The organism is Brevibacillus sp. 1238 (assembly GCF_029892995.1).
Taxonomy (GTDB): Bacteria; Bacillota; Bacilli; order Brevibacillales; family Brevibacillaceae; genus Brevibacillus; species Brevibacillus parabrevis.
Genome location: NZ_JARXWC010000002.1, coordinates 798,152 through 816,630 on the forward strand (window position 1 = coordinate 798,152; position 18,479 = coordinate 816,630).

Consider the following 18,479-nt stretch of genomic DNA (forward strand, 5'->3'; position numbering starts at 1 on the left):
TTTCTTTTTTATGGGTTATTTTCTACAAGTCGTTTTTGTCGAAAAAATTCTATTAATGTCGAAAAAACGACTTTTAAGTAAATTCCTGTTGAACCAAATTTTTGAAAATAATATAATTCGCCTGAATGCAACAGGAATATTTTCCTATCTTTGCTTTTTTATCAATTTAAACCAACTATTGGCGAAAAGGAGTGGGAGCCATTGGACTGCTGATGCACAAGCGCAACCAACAAACCAAACCTAGATAAGGAGTCACGTGAATGAACCAGGCCTTCATCCGTTTATTCAGTATGTTCCAAGCGTTCCTCCTGGTGTCGCTCCTGCTTTTGCAGCTCGTTCCCGCGCATGCGGCGGCGAGTGCGGACAGCAAGACGTACCTGATCGGCTTCAAGAAACAGGAACGCGCCAAGGTCCGGGCGATCCAGCGGTCATCGGTGGAGCCACTCACCGGACAAATCGTGGTCGCCGAACTGACCGAAAGCGAGAAACAGGCGATGCTGGAAGACGAACATGTCGCCTACATCGAAGAAGACAGCGAAACCGAGCTGGCGGAAGCAAGTCTCTCGCCGAGCCAAAGCCAGCAAGTGCCGTGGGGCGTCGAGCATATCGGTGCCGCCGCTGCGCACAGCCAGCAGTACAAAGGGCAACGCATCAAAATCGGGGTGCTGGATACGGGAATTTCCGCTCATCCAGACTTGGAGATCAAGGGCGGTGTGTCCTACATCGAAGGAGAGGACGATTTTGGCGACCAGCACGGCCACGGTACGGCTGTAGCGGGAGTCATCGCCGCCCAGGATAACGATTTTGGTATCGTCGGCGTCGCGCCGGAAGCGGAATTGTACGCGATTAAAGTGTTGGACAAAAAAGGCCACGGGACCTACTCCAGCATGATCCAGGGGATCGAATGGGCGATTCAAAACCGGATGAACATCCTCTCGATCAGCGCGGGCGGTTATGTAAACAGCCGCGCCTTGCACGACCAGATCAAACGGGCGAACGAGCACGGCATTCTGGTCATTGCGGCGGCGGGCAACCGGGGCTTGGGCGAAGAAACCGAGCTGTTTCCAGCCCAGTATGCGGAAACGATTTCGGTCGGTGCGGTTGACCGGGAAGACCAGCGCGCCGATTTTTCCAGTGTCGGAAAAGAGCTGGACCTCATGGCGCCAGGGGTGGATATTCGCAGTACCGCGCCTGATGGAGATTTTCAGACGAGGTCCGGCACTTCGCTCGCTGCTCCGCACGTAGCGGGGGCGGCGGCCGTGATTTGGTCGGCGAAAGGAAACATTTCTAGCGCCGAGCTGCGCGATCTGTTGACGAAAAGCGCTACGCCGCTGGGCGAGTCCCGTTTTTATGGCAAAGGGCTGGTGCATTTGGAGAAAGCGCTAGGGCAAGGGGAAGCTTCTGCGGAAATCGCAGCGCTTTTGCCTTCTGTTTCAGAACTCAAGCTGGCACAGGGGGAAAGCCATCCGCTCAAAGTCACAGCCAAGCGCACAGATGGTTCGGAGCAAGACGTGACCAAGCGGGTCAGCTATGCCGTGCAGGATGAGGCCATCGCCAAGGTAAGGGCAGCAGGACTTGTGAGTGCTGTCGGGCCGGGTGAAACCAAAGTAACCGGAGAGTTGGAGGGACATCACTTCGAGATTTCCGTTACGGTGACCCCGCCGGAACCGCTGCGTCCACTGGCAGGGCTGGACAGTCCGGAAAATGGCGAATGGACGAGCGGCCTGTTGAATGGAAAAGGGTGGTATCTTGACCCTGCGGGAGTGGCGAGCATTCATGTGTTAGTCGATGGAGCCGAAGCAGGAGAAGCGCAGTACGGTCAGCCACGCCCGGATATCGCGGCGAAATATCCGGCGTATGGCAATCCAAACGCAGGGTTTACGTTCCAACTGGACACGCAAACACTAGCGAGCGGAGCGCATACACTTGCGGTGATCATAGAAAATGCGGCTGGCGAGAAAACGACCATTGAGGGCCGATCCTTTTATGTCGGGGAAACGCCGTTGCCGGAGGGCTTGCAGGCGGATGTCCAGAAGCTGGAGTTGGCTCCTGGCAATAGCCATCCGTTGAAGATATCCGTCATTTTGGAGGATCGCTCGGTCCAAGACGTGACGCAGCAGGCGACCTATGTTTCCTCTGACCCGGGAGTTGCTACCGTGAGCGAGACGGGAGTCGTGCAAGCGGTTGGAGTCGGCAGTGCAAACCTTACCGTTACCTACGAAGATAAGACGCTGGTCATCCCGGTACAGGCTCAAGTCAAGGAAGAAACGCCGCTCCCTGCGCGCGGGGAAGTGGAGCGCCCGGCAAACAACGCCACCGTAGCGGGTCAAGTGCTGGTGGAAGGCTGGTATCTGGACCCGGCAGGCGTGGCGAAGATCGAAGTGCAACTGGACGGAACGCGGCTGGGGGATGCGCAGTACGGGCTTGCCCGTCGCGACATCGAAACAGCTTACCCGGACTACCGCAATCCGGCGGCAGGTTTTCAGTTCCTTTTCCAGACGAACGCTGATCAAGAAGGATCGCATGTGCTGAAAGTCATCGCAACAAGCAAGGACGGCACCGAGCACGTACTGGCGGAGCGCACCATTTTGGTAGAACAAGAACAGCCAACGACAAGCATCTCGGCTGCGCCTGAAAAAGTAGAAGTGGCTCGCGGGAAAACGCAACAGCTGCGCATTTCGGCTGTCCTTTCCGATCAAGAGACAAAAGACGTGACCGCAGGAGCGACCTATACCGCAGAACATCCGCATGTGGCCAGTATTTCGCCAAGCGGAATGGTTACGGGATTAGAAGCTGGACAAACAACCATCACCGTCCACTACCAGGAACATGTGCTGACCGTTCCCGTAACGGTGCGGGAAGCGGCAGGCTTGATCCAAGGCGGAATCGATACCCCACCGGACAACGCGACCATTAGCGGCGTGTACCCGATTACGGGCTGGTATTTCCACTCAGGTGGAGTCGCCAAGGTAGAAGTGCTGGTAGACGGTGCCCTCCAAGGGGAAGCCGCCTACGGCATACCACGTCCAGAAGTAGAGATCACGGATGTCTCCTCGCCGAATCACGATATCGGCTATCAATTCGATCTCGATACAAGCAAGCTCCAGGAAGGAACGCATACGCTTTCCGTACGCGGAACGGGCCAAGACGGGACGCAGACGATGCTTGGGGAAAGAAAGATCCACGTCGTTCCGCTTTTGCCAGCGAAAAGCTTGCGGGCAGACCGCACTGAACTGAGCCTCGCAGAGGGAAAAACGCATCTACTCGTGATCAAGGCGATCTTGGAAGATCAGAGTGAGCATGACGTCACTAAGTTAGCTCGCTATATGGTGGATAACGCGTTAGTAGCGAAAGTAAACACAGATGGCCTCGTCACCGCCATTACACCTGGCACGGCAAACCTGACCATTACCTACGGACAGCAGAGCCTCTCGATCCCCATCACCGTTACGGAAGCCGGACCACTGTCCGCAATGGGCGAATTGGAGACGCCCGTCCAGGGAGCTGTCATCGAGGGCACAAGCACGATCGCCGGATGGTTTTTAGCGACGACACCTATTACGCGTTACGAAGTGTTGGTGGACGGAACGAAGAAAGGCGAAGCAAAAGCAGGCATCGCTCGCCCGGATATCGCCTTGCTGCACCCGGAGTATGCAAACAGCCACGCCGGTTTTAGCCTGACGCTGGAGGGATCCGACCTGCCAGCCGGGGAGCATACCGTTGCCGTGGTGGCCATTGACCCGGAAGGCAAGTCGCATCCGTTGCCAGAAAAACGCTTCGTCATTGGAAAACAACCCCCGATCCTTCGTTTGCAGCCACAAGAGCCAACCGTCACCTTGCCGAAAGATTCCAGCCAAAAGCTGACCATCTCCGCGCTGCTGACGGAGCAAACGACCAAAGAGATCACAGGAGAAGCACAGTACACGGCAGAAAAGGCTGAGATCATCCACATCAGCCCTCTCGGTGTGGTAACGGGGCTGCAAGTTGGCCAGACCAACATAGTCGCAAGCTACGGCGGGCAATCCGTTACCATCCCGATCACCGTAACAGAGACAGAAGCCGGGTCCACGCAGCCAAAAGGGCAATTAGAGCTGCCATTTGACCGCGCTGTCATCGGTGGCGTGACCACCGTCCAAGGCTGGCTGCTCGACCCGTCTGGCATCGCCAAAGTCGAGGTGCTCGTGGATGGACAAGCTGTGGGCCCAGCCGAATACGGCGAGCCTCGCCCGGATATTGCAGCGATGTATCCGCATTACCGCCAGGCAAACGCCGGGTTCCGCTACCAATGGGACACGCTTCCGTTCGCCGAAGGCACGCACAAGCTGACCATCCGCGCCACGAATCAGACGGGACAGGAAAGCCTGGTGCTGGAAAGAGACGTGGTCATTGGTCCCGTTGCCAAACTGACCGCCAATCTCACCCAGATCGCGCTGGAAAAAGACAAAACGGTGACCTTCCAACTGACCGCCACCCATCGTGACAACAGCTCCAAAGACGTCACCGCCGAAGCGACCTACGCGTTTGAAAACCCGGCCCTCGCCAAAATCGAGGCGTCCACTGGCTTGATCACGGGCCTGTTGCCAGGCAGCACCCATCTGCGCGTATCGTATGCCGGAATCGTGCAGACGTATCCGGTGCAGGTCCAAGGAGACGGACCGAGCCACGGTGGAGAAATCGACACGCCGTCAGACAACGAAGTCATCAGCGGAAACTACCTCGTCACGGGTTGGTTCCTCCCTGAGGGTGAGTTGGACAAAATCGAGGTGCTGCTGGACGAAACCGTTTTGGGCGAGGCGCTGTACGGCACCGAGCGCCCTGATGTGCTGCGCACGTACCCGGGCAGCCAAGGCGCGAAGCCAGGCTTTTCCTATAGGCTGCGTGCAGAGGAGCAACCAAAAGGAACGCACAAGCTGACCGTACGGGTTACCGAAAAAGACGGAAAACAAACCAACCTGGAGAGAACCGTCACGATTGTCGAGGCGATCACCGAAGAAAATCGCTACTGGCTGCAATTTTCCAAGGAACAGGGCAAACACAACTGGTCCTACCTGGAGGCCAAGGAAGAGCGCTACACCGAGCTTATGTGGAACCAGGAAAGCGAGCAGTGGAAAAGCCCGCAAGGCGAGACGATCATCGGGAATACGTGGATGCACATCGGCGGCTCCGATCCGGTCATTCGCTGGGAAGCGCCGCGTTCCGGGAAGATTCACGTCGGCGGCTGGGCGTCCATGCTCGAAGGAAGCGAAGGAGACGGCGTTAACCTCCGCCTTTTGAAAAACGATACCCAAATCTGGCCGTCTGCGGGCTGGCAGTCCATTGCGTTCAACGATCAGGTTGGGGTGGAGCTAGCGCAAGAGCTGGAAGTCGAGGCGGGAGACAAGCTGTATTTCCAGGCGCAGGCAAAAGAAACCGAGGTGGGGGATTCATTCAAATGGACCCCGGAGATTGACTATCTCTCCACGAACATCCCGGATAACGCCGCGCCGCGTGTGTACGTCACCACCCCCGTTACGGGAAAAGTCATCGATCAGGTGAACGGACAGGATGTGATTCCCCTTTCCGGTTGGGTCATGGACCCGAATCTGGGGGATCGCGTCAGCCTCTGGTATCAAATCGACGAAGGGGAAGTGCACCAGATCGCTTCGTTCCTGGCGTCAGAAAACGCCTCCGCCTTTTTGTACCATGCTCCGGTGCAAGACCTGAAGCCAGACGACGTATACTCCCTGAAAGTCTGGGCCACCGATCAGAAGCAGGACCTGTCTCCCGTGCAGCAGGTGGATTTCACCCTGGATATGCGCGCACAGGCCAAGGAAAAAGACCCGATCGATGTCGGGGCCACATGGAATAGTCCAGCCAATAACGCGGAGATTAACTTGGGAGAACGGGTGATCCTCACTTGGGATTACTCGACAAGCTATGGCTCCTACTTGGACAAAATAACGGGCCAGGAATTGACGATTTACATTTCCGAGGCGGGTCATGTCACTTCCACCGTTAAGGAAAAACTGTCGGCGAATACCCGCTCCTATGAGTTGAATACTTCCACCATTTCCAAAAGCGCCAACGTGGAAGCGCGGCTGCGCACTATTTTGAGCAGCAACGTGCCCGCATACGTCAGCGGCACCACCGTCAAACGGTTTTTCAAAATCCTGAACGGCAACCAAGCTCCGGTTTTGGAAAGCACGGAACTCATCGTCATTTACGGAGGGAAGACCGGACAAATCAGCTTCACGATTGCGGATAAGGATGCTACGGACAAACTGGTAGCACGGAAAATTCGGATTGGCTGGACACCGGGTGGAAATGAGGTAAGAGAGACGATGGAGGGTATTTATGAGGTGGATCAAGGGCGAAAATTCACAGGTCGCTACCAATTTCCCATCACCAAAGACATGCTGTTTCGGACCATCTATTGGACCGCACAGGCCCAAGATAACCGCGGAGCCTGGTCGGAGCCGCAAGTCTACTCGGCTCGTCTGGTGGATCACCTCCCAGAGCTGGCAGTCTACACCCCTACAGAGAAGCGCATTATCGACTTGAAAGAAACGTTTACCCTGGACGGCACGTACAGCCGCTTGCAGGCAGGAGACACGCTCACAGGAACGATTTACCCGGCGACGTATGCCAAGAAAACGACGACTACGACTGGTTCAGCTGGTTATTGGAGTATGAGCTGGCTGGGCCAGGAGCTGGGTGAAGGTACGTATACGAATACGGAGGTACGCAGCGCAAGCGGTCGAGCCGCTTCTTACAGCGGAGTCCTGGTCGTCGAACGGAAACCGGGAGCGCCGGTCATTGTCAAGACCGAGCCGACCAAGAACGCCATCACGGTGTACTGGAACCCGAGCCCCGGAGCCAGCACCTACCAGATCCGCCTGGATAACCATCCTCTGGCGCGAGATGTAGGGAACGTCACCAGCTACACGTTCTCTGGCCTCCAGCCAGGCCGCGCCTATACGATCATGCTGTGGGCCTACAGCCCATCCGGAATCAGCAGCTACCCGGCTTCGATCTCCGTCGAGACGCTGCCTGCGGAGGAAAACTTCACGTTGTTGCAGGAAAACAGCCCGATTCGTATGTACTACCCGGCGGAGCAGGCGAAATATTTCAAGCTCACCGCCAAGACGAGCGGCACGTACCAGTTTACGTTGACCAACGATTCCAGTTCCCTCGCCTCAGGGAAAATCGCGGTGTTCCGCAGCGCGTCTCTGCAAACGCCGGACCAAATCGCTTCCGGTGAAAACGGGAGTGTCAGCGCGGCATTGGTCGCAGGCAAAACGTACTATCTGTCCGTCCAGTCCCGCAGCTCCTTGTACGCGACGCTCCTGGCCAAGGCGAGCGGAGAAGCGATTGTGTTCAACCAGGCCAAGGAACTCACGATCCCGGCCGGGCAATCGGTCGAGCTGTCCATGAATGCAGTGATCCCTGGAACCTACCGCACCGTGGTCCAGCTGAAAAATCCAGGCAGCAAATACCCGACGGTCGCTGTGCTGTCCAACGGCACGCTCGTCAGTCCGAAGCAAAAGCCAAGCGAGGCCGAGGCCGTGTACGAGCTGGCATCCGGCAGCTACACCGTCCGGCTGACGAACAACGACACCACTGCGCTTAGCCTGTCGTTTACCGTCTTTGCTCCACTGGCAGGAGGCACGCTGTATGAATACGTCTACGATGCCAACAACCGGATCACGGCGATCAAGGAAAACGGCGCCAACAGCGTCACCTTCACCCATGATGAGAACGGAAACTTGCTCAAAAGCGTCAAGCAAGCCGTCTCGCCTCAGCCAAAGGCAACCGCATTAAAGCTCGATTCGGACAAAGTGGATGTGTCCTCCGGCGGCTCGGCGTCCATCCAGGTAACCGCGACGCTGGAAAATGGCAGTCAGGTGGACGTCACCTCGCAAGTGACGGTCATCGTGGAAAATCCATCCGTGGCGTACATCAGCAACGGGCGCGTCTACGCCGTCAACGGCGGGACCACCCAGGCACGGCTGTACTATGGCGGACAAACGAAGACACTCACGATTACCGTAAGCGCTCCGGCGATCTCTTTGTCGTCCATCAGCCTGAGCCCGGCGCAAACGACCCTGGCAGAAGGACAAATCCAGCGCGTGTACGCCACCGCCTACTACACCGATGGCAGCAGCAAAGACATCAACAGCGTCGCCAGCTTTTCTTCCTCCAGCCCATCCGTGGCCCAGGTGAGTAGCCAGGGCGTCGTGACCGGGATCGCCCCAGGAACCGCGACGATTACGGCTTCCTATAACGGCAAAAGCGCTTCTGCTCAAGTAACGGTGCAGGGAGCTTACTTGCTGGGGCTGAAAGCCAGTCCCGCGCAGCTTTCGCTGGCAGCCGGAAACAAGGGACAACTGAGCATCTACGCGCAGTATTCCAACGGAGTCGAGGAAAACGTTTCGGCCAAAGCCCAATACACCAGCGGCAACCCTGCGATTGCCTCGGTCGATGGCATGGGAGGCGTGCTGGCAACTACGACCGGAACGACAACCATCCAGGTCACCTACGGAGCGAAAAGCTTGTCCGTTCCCGTCACGGTGACAGGAACGGTCGTCACCTTGCAGACCATCTCGGTTCGTCCAGAGTCCGTCAGCATGAAAAAGGGTGCAACCCAGCAACTGGAAGTCAAAGCAACGTATAGCGATAACAAGGTGACCGATGTGACCAGCCAAGCCACCTACCAAATCGCCCAACCCGCGATTGCCACGGTTTCAGCGACTGGATTGATTACAGGGGTGGCAGTAGGTTCCACGACAGTTACTGTTACATTTGGCGGCAAAACGGTCTCTGTGCCCGTTCAAATCACAGAAGCCCGGGAGCCCGTCCAGAGCCTGACCGTAACCCCTGCCCAACTGGATCTTTTAGTAGGAAAGACGCAGACCTTGCAAGTAGCGGCAACCTACAAAGACGGCAAGGAAGAAAATGTTTCCCAAAAGGCCACGTACACCAGCAGCAACGCCACGATTGCTTCCGTAAGTAGCAGCGGTGTGGTTACGACATTGGCGGAAGGCACGGCGCAAATCACGGTTCAATATGGCGGGAAGAGCGTTGTAGCTCCAGTCACCGTGAAGAAAGAGGCAGCTACCGTCGTGTCTTTAGCCGTCCAGCCGACGACGATCCAGTTGAAACAGGGAACGACCCAGCAACTGGAAGTGAAGGCAACTTACAATGACAACAACGTGATCGATGTGACCAGCCAAGCCTTGTACCAAAGTCAAAGTGCCCAGCCTGCGATTGTTACGGTTTCGTCCACCGGATTGATTACAGGAACAGCAGTAGGTTCCACGACAGTTACCGTTACATTTGGCGGCAAAACGGTCTCTGTGCCCGTTCAAATCACCGAAGCCCGGGAGCCCGTCCAGAGCTTGACCGTAACCCCTGCCAAACTGGATCTTTTGGTAGGCAAAACGCAAACCTTGCAAGTAACGGCCACCTACCAAGACGGCAAAACGGCAGACGTATCCAAGCAAGTTACGTACTTGTCGCAAGATTCATCCATCGCAACCGTCCAGCCTGACGGACTCGTCACTGCTGTCCAGGCCGGAAGTACGAGCCTCACTGTGACGTATGAAGGCATGAGCGTCAACGTACCCGTTGTCGTCACGGCGGAGAACGCGGTAGTGGACATCAAGATCGTTCCAGAGGCCATTACCTTGCTGGAACATGCGACGAAGCAGCTCGCAGTCAAGGCTGTACACGCAGATGGAACAGAGTCCGACATTACCGACAAGGCTCAGTACACTGTCGATGACCCGTCCATCACATCCGTAAGTACGGGCGGTTTGCTGACAGCTAAAAAAGCAGGAACGGCGACACTTGCCGCAGCATTTTCCGGCAAGCAGCGGAGCGTGGCGGTGAAAGTAATCGAAGGAACGGAACCAGGTAGCAAGGTACGGAGGTTGTCAACGGGTAGTGATCACGTCCTGATAGTCAAGGAAGACGGAATCGTGTGGGCATGGGGTCGAAACGACAAAGGACAACTGGGAGACGGCACGACACAAAATCAGACGACACCAGTAGCAAGTGTACGAGTGATCACGCCCAACCAGTTGGTAGCAGTCCCAAGTTCCATCCAATTGCTTCCAGCGCAAAGCAAGCCGTTGAAAGTAACGGCAACCTATGCAAGCGGCGATTCACAAGATGTAACAACGCAAGCAACGTATGAAAGCAGCTATCCCGAAATCGCTGCCGTAGATGCGACAGGTGTAATTACAGCCGGAGGAACAGCAGGGACAGCGACGATTACAGTTCGTTATTACAACCAGACACTCACCATTTCAGTACAGGTTAAAGAAATAGCCCCTCAAGCCAAACGCCTGTCAACAGGTAGCTATCACGCCCTGATAATCAAGGAAGATGGAACAGCCTGGGCATGGGGTCGAAACGACAAAGGACAACTGGGAGACGGCACGACACAAAACCGGACAACGCCAGTAGCAAGTGTACGAGTGATTACGCCCAACCAGTTGATAGCAGTCCCAAGCTCTATCCAGTTGCTTCCAGAACAAAACAAGCCGTTGAAAGTAACGGCAACCTATGCAAGCGGCGATTCACAAGATGTAACGACGCAAGCAACGTATGAAAGCAGCTATCCCGAAATCGCTGCCGTAAATGCGACAGGTGTAATTACAGCCGGAGGAACAGCAGGGACAGCGACGATTACAGTTCGTTATTACAACCAGACACTCACCATTTCAGTACAGGTTAAAGAAATAGCCCCTCAAGCCAAACGCCTGTCAACAGGTAGCTATCACGCCCTGATGATCAAGGAAGATGGAACAGCCTGGGCATGGGGTCGAAACGACAAAGGACAACTGGGAGACGGCACGACACAAAACCGGACAACGCCAGTAGCAAGTGTACGAGTGATTACGCCCAACCAGTTGATAGCAGTCCCAAGCTCTATCCAGTTGCTTCCAGAACAAAACAAGCCGTTGAAAGTAACGGCAACCTATGCAAGCGGCGACTCGCAAGATGTAACGACGCAAGCAACGTATGAAAGTAGCCATCCCGAAATCGCTGCCGTAAATGCGACAGGTGTAATTACAGCCGGAGGAACAGCAGGGACAGCGACGATTACAGTTCGTTATTACAACCAGACACTCACCATTTCAGTACAGGTTAAAGAAATAGCCCCTCAAGCCAAACGCCTGTCAACAGGTAGCTATCACGCCCTGATGATCAAGGAAGATGGAACAGCCTGGGCATGGGGGCGAAACGACAAAGGACAATTGGGAGACGGCACCACTATAAACAGGATAGTTCCTGTTCAAACGAATGGACAATAGCATGGAGGTAAACAAAATGAAAAAAAGAAGCACGATTGTCAAAAGAGTAACCAATCTGTTTTTAGCATCGATGACCATTCTTGCCCTCGCACAAAATCCTGCACATGCAGCAGATAGTATGGTGAGCAGTGCTGCGGGGAATAAGCACTCTCTTGCTTTGAAGGAAGATGGAACAGTTTGGGCGTGGGGGGACAATACTAGTGGTCAGCTAGGAGATGGCACTACGGTTCGAAAGAATGTGCCGGTTCTGGTAAAAGGATTGATAAACGTTACGCGCATTTCAGCAGGAAGTGAGTATAGCATGGCTTTAAAATCTGATGGAACAGTCTGGAGCTGGGGGAATAATAGCTCAGGCCAGTTGGGGGACGGGACAACAAACAGCAGTATTACTCCAGTTCAAGCAGTTGGTCTCACCGACATAGTCGAGATAGCTGCCGGATCTTCTCATGGATTAGCCCTGAAAAAAGATGGGACAGTTTGGATGTGGGGATCATTTTTAGACAGCAACTATCAGCAGCCTATTAAAGTAGCAGATATCGACGATGTAAAGGATATTGCTGCAGGGCAAGGAGTTAATCTTGCTGTCAAAAAAGACGGAACTGTCTGGGCATGGGGGGCAAATAAATTTGGTCAACTAGGTTTAAACCACACCAATAACGTACCATCTCCAACAAAAATAGTTTCTCTTTCCAATATTGTGTCGGTGGCGGCAGGAAGTGTATGCGGCTATGCCCTTGATATAGATGGAAATGTTTACGCTTGGGGAGACAATTATTTTGGCCAATTAGGTGATGGTACGAATAAAAACAGATACGCACCAGTGCAAGTAATCGATTTAACTGACGTTGAAGAAATTGCTAGCGGGGCTAATGCGGATCGTGGCTTAGCCAGAAAAAAAGATGGAACCATTTATGCTTGGGGATCTGGTGACTATGGCTCACTCGGCAACGGCACAACTACTCATAGCAACAAACCCATCCAAATCACACTCCCCTAACCAACACCAATCCCCCCTTCTCACCAAGGGGGGACTACTACCCATGATGGAGGCCCTATGAAACACCTTTCCATAAAAGCACTCATCTACCTTCTCTGCCTGGCCCTATGCATCACCCTGCTGCCACCAGGAGCAGCCCTGGCCAACGAACCGTCCCAAGAGCCGCTCCCACAGGAAGCGCAGGACACACCAACCACCGCATCCACACCGGAAGCCGTGGCCAACGAACTCCAGCAGTCCATCGCGGACGAGCAACTTGTTCCGATCGAACAACAAGCCGCGAAAAGCGATCCGACCACCTTTACCGAAGCGGATATCGCCAAGCTGCCCTGGACACAACTGGACGCTTCCACCGCCAGCGAAATCCACCGCACGTTTGACCGGGAGCTATTGACATTTGCCGCCTATTTCTACTCGGATCTGGAACAACTCCTCACCGAAGAAGAGCGCGCGCAAGCCAAAGCCTTCACCGACACAGACCTTCTTTCCCGTTATCAATCGGTGACGCCAGACCAACAGCAGTTGCTCCAGAAGCTCACACCGCTTATCCCGGCGAAAATGGCGGAAATCCACAAGCTCGCAGAAACGATGGACATCCAGGCAGCGACGCCGCTGCCGCCTACGCAGTACACGGAAAAAGAGCAGGAGTTTCACTTCGCCCGTTCCAAGACCGAATCATCGGTAGACGACGTGTACCGGGCGGCCAATCTGGTCGAGCAAGATGTGTACCTGCAAGGCAAACATGGCCTGGACGTGGTCCTGCAACGCCGCTACCATTCTCTGGGCAGCAAAATCAGCGTGCCCGGCTGGAACGAAACCGAGACAGGCAACGAAGCCCATTCCTCTCCGGAACGATTTGCGACCGGCTGGGACTTCAACGTGCCGAAATTGGAGATCGTCTCCCGCGAGCACTCCGCCTCCGTGAGCGACGATTCCCGCAACCCGGGGCAAGAAATCTACACCACCCGGGTCTACGATCTGCCGGCGGGCAACCGTTATTTTATTACGCTCGAAGACGGAACGTCGCTCGAATACCACTACAACCAGTTTGTCAATTACCCGTACAAAGATGCCAGCTTCTCCGTGGAGCGACTGAACAGCAACTACACCTTGTCCTTCCGCAACTGGATTTACGAGTTTGACTTGCTGAGAGGGACGATCGTCAAATCGAACATCTACGGCGATAAAATCACGTACACGGTCAGTAGTGACGGCGAGCTCATCTCCATCGAGGACAGCGTCGGGCGGTATGTGGTCCTGAAAAGAAGGGGCGTCAACGACCGGACCCAAGACCTGATCGTCTACAAGGACAAATCGGAAACGACGGTGCTCAAGCACATCCGCTACCATTTGGAACAAAAATCGGGCTTGGCCATCTACACCCAGCTCACTCGTGTAGAGGTGCTCCCGCCAGGCGGCAAAGGAAACGGCGCCTACACCACCGCCCGCTACTCGTACCATAACCCGCGCACCAAAGGAATGGCCTATTTCAACCTGAACAAAAAGTACACGTTGGACAAGGTCGCAACGGATCAGGCGCTCCAGGAGTCGCCGAAATATTGGGCCGAAGACAAAAAGACGCGGAAGGAATTCGACTATTTGCTCATGCAGGAGGCCAGCTACCCGCTGCAAGGGCTGTCGATCCAGTATGAGTATCGGCCATACACACTCGATCAGACGTCGATCAAAGACGGACTGGTGCGCATGTTCCAAGACCGTTACGCCCTAAGCTACATCTCCTATCATCCCGTGAACAAGGTCACGTACAGCTACGCTCTGCAAACGCCAAAAGGCACGAACACGTACCGTTTGGAAAAAAGCTATGCCGACAACGACACCTTTTACGAAATATGGAAAATGCCGAAAGAGCAGCTGCCCCGGCTGAAAAACATGGCCGATCGGCATGGCGATACGTTCCAGGTCACGGAAACGGAGCCGTCCCGCTACACCCGTTCGCTGTTTTACCGCATCAACGCAGACGGAACGCCGCTGCTGCGAAGCGCGAAGACGACCGGAATCAGCCAGGGAGGAACGTCGATTGCGGGGGCGAAATATGCCGTATCGTACAACCCGACAACGTATACCACCTATGCCTATTCCGGCCGCCAAACGAAGCCGACCTACCAGTACGTATTTCTGGAACCCGTCTCCGTGTCCGACCCGGATGTGTTTTCGTCCTATTTAAAAGAACCCGTTCTGTCCAAGCGCGCCGCGTACGCCGCCAAACTCAACAACTACGCGCAAGAGACGTACTACGAATACAACGAGTACGGACACCTGGTCAAACAACTCGGGCCAGACGGCATCTTGACGACATGGACGTACGATCTGGAAAGCCAAGGGAGATTCCGCACCTTTTCCTTGCTGAAGGCGACGCGGACGCAAGCCACCGCCGCTTCCGGCGATCCGTATTACTCCAATCTGTCCTACGAGTACAACGATCAGTATTTGCTGCGAAAAGAAACGGAGATCTACTCGTATCCAGCGAATCTGGCGGGGTACAAAAGCCAGACGACGGAACGCACCTACGAATACACGAACAAACAGCTTTACTCCGTCACGGAAAACTTCGGCGGCAAGACGAGAACGCAAACGTTTCCCGCCTACGACGCCTACGGCTTGCAGCCAACGCAAATCACGGTGGCTGGGATCGAGCTGGAAAGCGGCAAGACCGACGTCCTGAATTTTACGCTAGACATCGATGAACAAAGCCAGGTCAAAAGCCAAACGTACCCGGACGGGGGCAAAGTCACCTACGACTACGACACGCTGGGCCGCCTCCTTTCCGAGAGCTATCGGAACCAGGGATCAACGCGCACGATTTCGTACACGTACCGCGATGGCGATGCCACGGGCACCAAGACGGCAGGGCCAGGGGTTGTCGAACGAACCTTGCCAGACTCGTCGCGGGTTATTACGTACTACACCCCGTATGGCGATATCGCCTATCAGGAGCAAAAGGGGAAAAACGGCGGCACGCGCCCGCTCGTGGAAAACGAGTTTACGCCAGACGGTTTGCAGGTCAGCCGCACGATCCCCTACGGAAACCAGGCCAAGAGCACCTCTTATGCTTACGATTGGGACGGCTTTGTTTACCAAACGACGAACGCTCTCGGAACGACCCGCTCCCATCGCAACAACGCCTACCGCGACGGCAGCAGCTACTTGCCGCGCCTGACCGAACAAACCGTGGCACCAAACGGCTACATCGTCACCACCTACCGCGACCTGTACGGCCGGGTAGAGAGCACCGAGGAAACCGCGCAACAAGGCGGAAAGCGCCGTGTCACGAATATCCAGACAGACCGTTTCGGAAAAGTGACAGACAAAGAAGTGACCGACGGCAGCACCTCCCAACGCTGGACCTTGCGCTACGATGCCAACGGCCAACTCGTTTACCTGCGCGACCCGGAGAACAACGTCAACGAATACGGCTACGACGGACTCGGCAACCTCGTCACCGTCGTCGAAAACGGCACGACCTCCGCCGTGTACACGTATAACGCGCTGTCTTGGAAGCTATCGGAAAAGAACCCGGAAACCAAAGCCGAGCAGTACACCTACGACAAAAACGGCTCGGTGAAAACCTTCCAGGACAAAAACGGCGTCCTGTTCAGCTACCAATATTCGCCGTTTTACGAAATGACGAAAGTATCTGCTGGCAATGGCTTCTACGAAGAACGCACCTACGATCCGCTCGCTGGCTCGCTTTTGACGGAAACCAATAACTACGGCCAAACCGTCCGCTACAGCTACGACGAGTTCCACCGCCTGAACAACCAAACGATGATGGGAAAAGACTACCAGCTCGTACACACCGATCAGGACGATGCCATCGACGCCCTGATTTACCCGTCGCGCAGCGCGGTATCCGGCTCGGCCCCTTCCATGCGGGTCGATTACAGCTACGACAGCGCCGACCGCCTGAGCAGCGTGACCATCCCAAGCGTCGGCACCACGACCTACACGTACGACATCAAGAACAGCGGCGAAACCAACACCGTTTCGTACCCCGGTCAACCGAACGCGATGCAGAAAACGATGAGCTCCTTTGCCGAAATTACTGGAATCAATCACGCCGATGGCTGGAGCGAGACGAACGGCTACGATCTGTTTGGCAACATCACGAGTCAAAAGCGCGGAGGAACCACCTACGGCACATTCGCCTACGACAAGCTGTCCCGGATCAAGGAAGAGACCATCCAGGGCAACACCCGTCAATACGCCTACGACCGCCGCGGCAACCGCCAAGCGTATGCCAACGCACCCGCAGACTCAACGCGCTCGTACGAACTGAAACACGACCTGCTCAACCGCCTGACCGAATACAAGGACGACAAAGGAACCACGACCTACACGTACTACCCGGGCGGCCTGCGTGCCACAAAGCAACAGACTGGAGCCGTTACCGACACCACCCACTACGTGTACCTGAACGGCCAAGTGATTGAGGAACTAACCCAAGACGGCCGCGTCAAAGCCCGCAATGTCTTCGGTAACCAACTAATCTGGCGCAAAGACTACACGACGAACCAGGAAGGCACTTACTACTACAACAGCCACGGCGATGTCGTGAAGATCAAGGGGCCAAGCGGCAACGTCCTGAATACGTATGAGTACGACATCTGGGGCAACCTGCTCGCGGACAAGGTCAAGGAAGCGATGCCCAACCCGTTTACGTATGCGGGGGAGATGTACGACAAGGAGAGCAATTTTTACTACTTGCGGGCGCGGTATTATGATCCGAAGATGGGGAGGTTTATATCGGAGGATACGTATAAGGGGCAAGTGGATAATCCGCTTAGTTTGAATCGGTATACGTATGTGGAGAATAATCCGTTGAGGTATGTTGACCCAACGGGGCACTGGAAACAAGGAGACGAGTTATTACCTTCCAACATTCAAGACCAAATTAGAGTTTTTACTAAGATGTGGGAGAATGGGGACGCTCATACAAAAGTAATTGCTGAAATGTCTGCTGATTATCTCAGAGACCAGTACATGTATAGTGTTGCCAATGAAATTGATAAAGTGGTATATAATATCCAGTTAATGTCATCACTTGACAGTCTGATGACTAATGCTGGAAAAGCACTAAGTAATCAATTGCGTAAGGATATCGCAAAGCAACTCGGAAAATATAAAGATGTTGGTGGGCATCATGTTCATGCGAAGGCTGGATTTAAAGGACATGCAACGTATAGTCCAGAAGAGGGATTTGCTATAAGCCAATCATTTATGAAAGAACGAGGGTGGAGTCATCAAGATATGACTACAGCACAACGTCGTCTCTTCAAGGAACTTAAAGAAAGTGGTAGACCGAACACATTGTTTGAGCACACAAGAATTGCAGTAGAAGCGTTAAAAGCAGGGGGAGCATCCAGAGATGAAGCAAGATATCTTGTTACGCAGTCCTTGCTCAATTTACGAGAACAGCTTGTTCGAAACCCAACAAGAATCCCTTGGTATGACTGACAAAATACAGAAAGGAAAGTTGATATGAGTAAGCGACCCTTGGATTACTTTGGAGAAGTATTGATGCAAAAGGTACGTGATGAAGCAATTGATGACTGGGATAGAATTATTACAGGAGGGATGAAAAGCCCCAGAGCACAAATGGTTTACAATAAAATCATTGAAGAAAACCCAGCTTCAGTTGAGTTGCTTAAATGGATAATTCCTAAAATTGTAGATACAACATTACACCATCTACTTTGCACGCTTGAACAAGAAGAAGGAATAGTTATCAAAGTAATTAGCGATGATGAACAGGTTGAAAGTATTAGAGATGTAAGTGATGGTTTGGCAGGCGAATTGTATACAGAAGACGGTTGGATAACTCGATTCAGTAAGCAACGATACGAGGAATAGAAGTTAACATTTAAGAAATAGTAGACCCTAGGTGATTACAAACATCATCTAGGGTCTTCATATCTTAGTGTCTACTCAGTCCTGAACGATGCTTTATAGTTCTATAGAAAAAGGAGGACATTTGAAGTAACCCCCCAGTGCCGAATGAACCGACTTGGATCGGCTACAGTGAATTGGACAATTCTCTTAGGGTCTAGTAGATTGAAATCAAATCGACATGGAACGGAGAGAATGTCATGGGGAAACGTGAGCGTCGGTCATTTACAGATCAATTCAAACAGCAGATGATTCAGCTTTATGAAAATGGCAAA

At 54.0% G+C, this 18,479-nt stretch carries 4 protein-coding genes; all 4 read left to right on the top strand.

The window, feature by feature from the left end; translation table 11 throughout:
- Nucleotides 1-260: 260 nt before the first annotated feature.
- The 4 genes from M2298_RS07480 to M2298_RS07495 all read left to right on the top strand — a co-directional run bounded on the left by M2298_RS07480 (nt 261) and on the right by M2298_RS07495 (nt 18,168).
- Nucleotides 261-11,300, top strand: coding sequence for an Ig-like domain-containing protein (locus M2298_RS07480; protein ID WP_280648393.1), 11,040 nt, complete (start codon nt 261-263; stop codon nt 11,298-11,300).
- 16 nt (nt 11,301-11,316) lie between these two features.
- Nucleotides 11,317-12,297: an RCC1 domain-containing protein gene (locus M2298_RS07485; protein ID WP_122966898.1), complete on the top strand. Its 981-nt coding sequence runs from the start codon at nt 11,317-11,319 to the stop codon at nt 12,295-12,297.
- Nucleotides 12,298-12,354: 57 nt separating this feature from the next.
- On the top strand, nt 12,355-17,772 hold the full coding sequence (locus M2298_RS07490) for an RHS repeat domain-containing protein (RefSeq protein WP_280648394.1): 5,418 nt from the start codon (nt 12,355-12,357) through the stop codon (nt 17,770-17,772).
- A gap of 63 nt (nt 17,773-17,835) precedes the next feature.
- The gene (locus tag M2298_RS07495; protein ID WP_229049917.1) at nt 17,836-18,168 is read left to right on the top strand and encodes an epimerase; all 333 of its coding nucleotides are present in this window, start codon (nt 17,836-17,838) and stop codon (nt 18,166-18,168) included.
- Nucleotides 18,169-18,479: the final 311 nt, after the last annotated feature.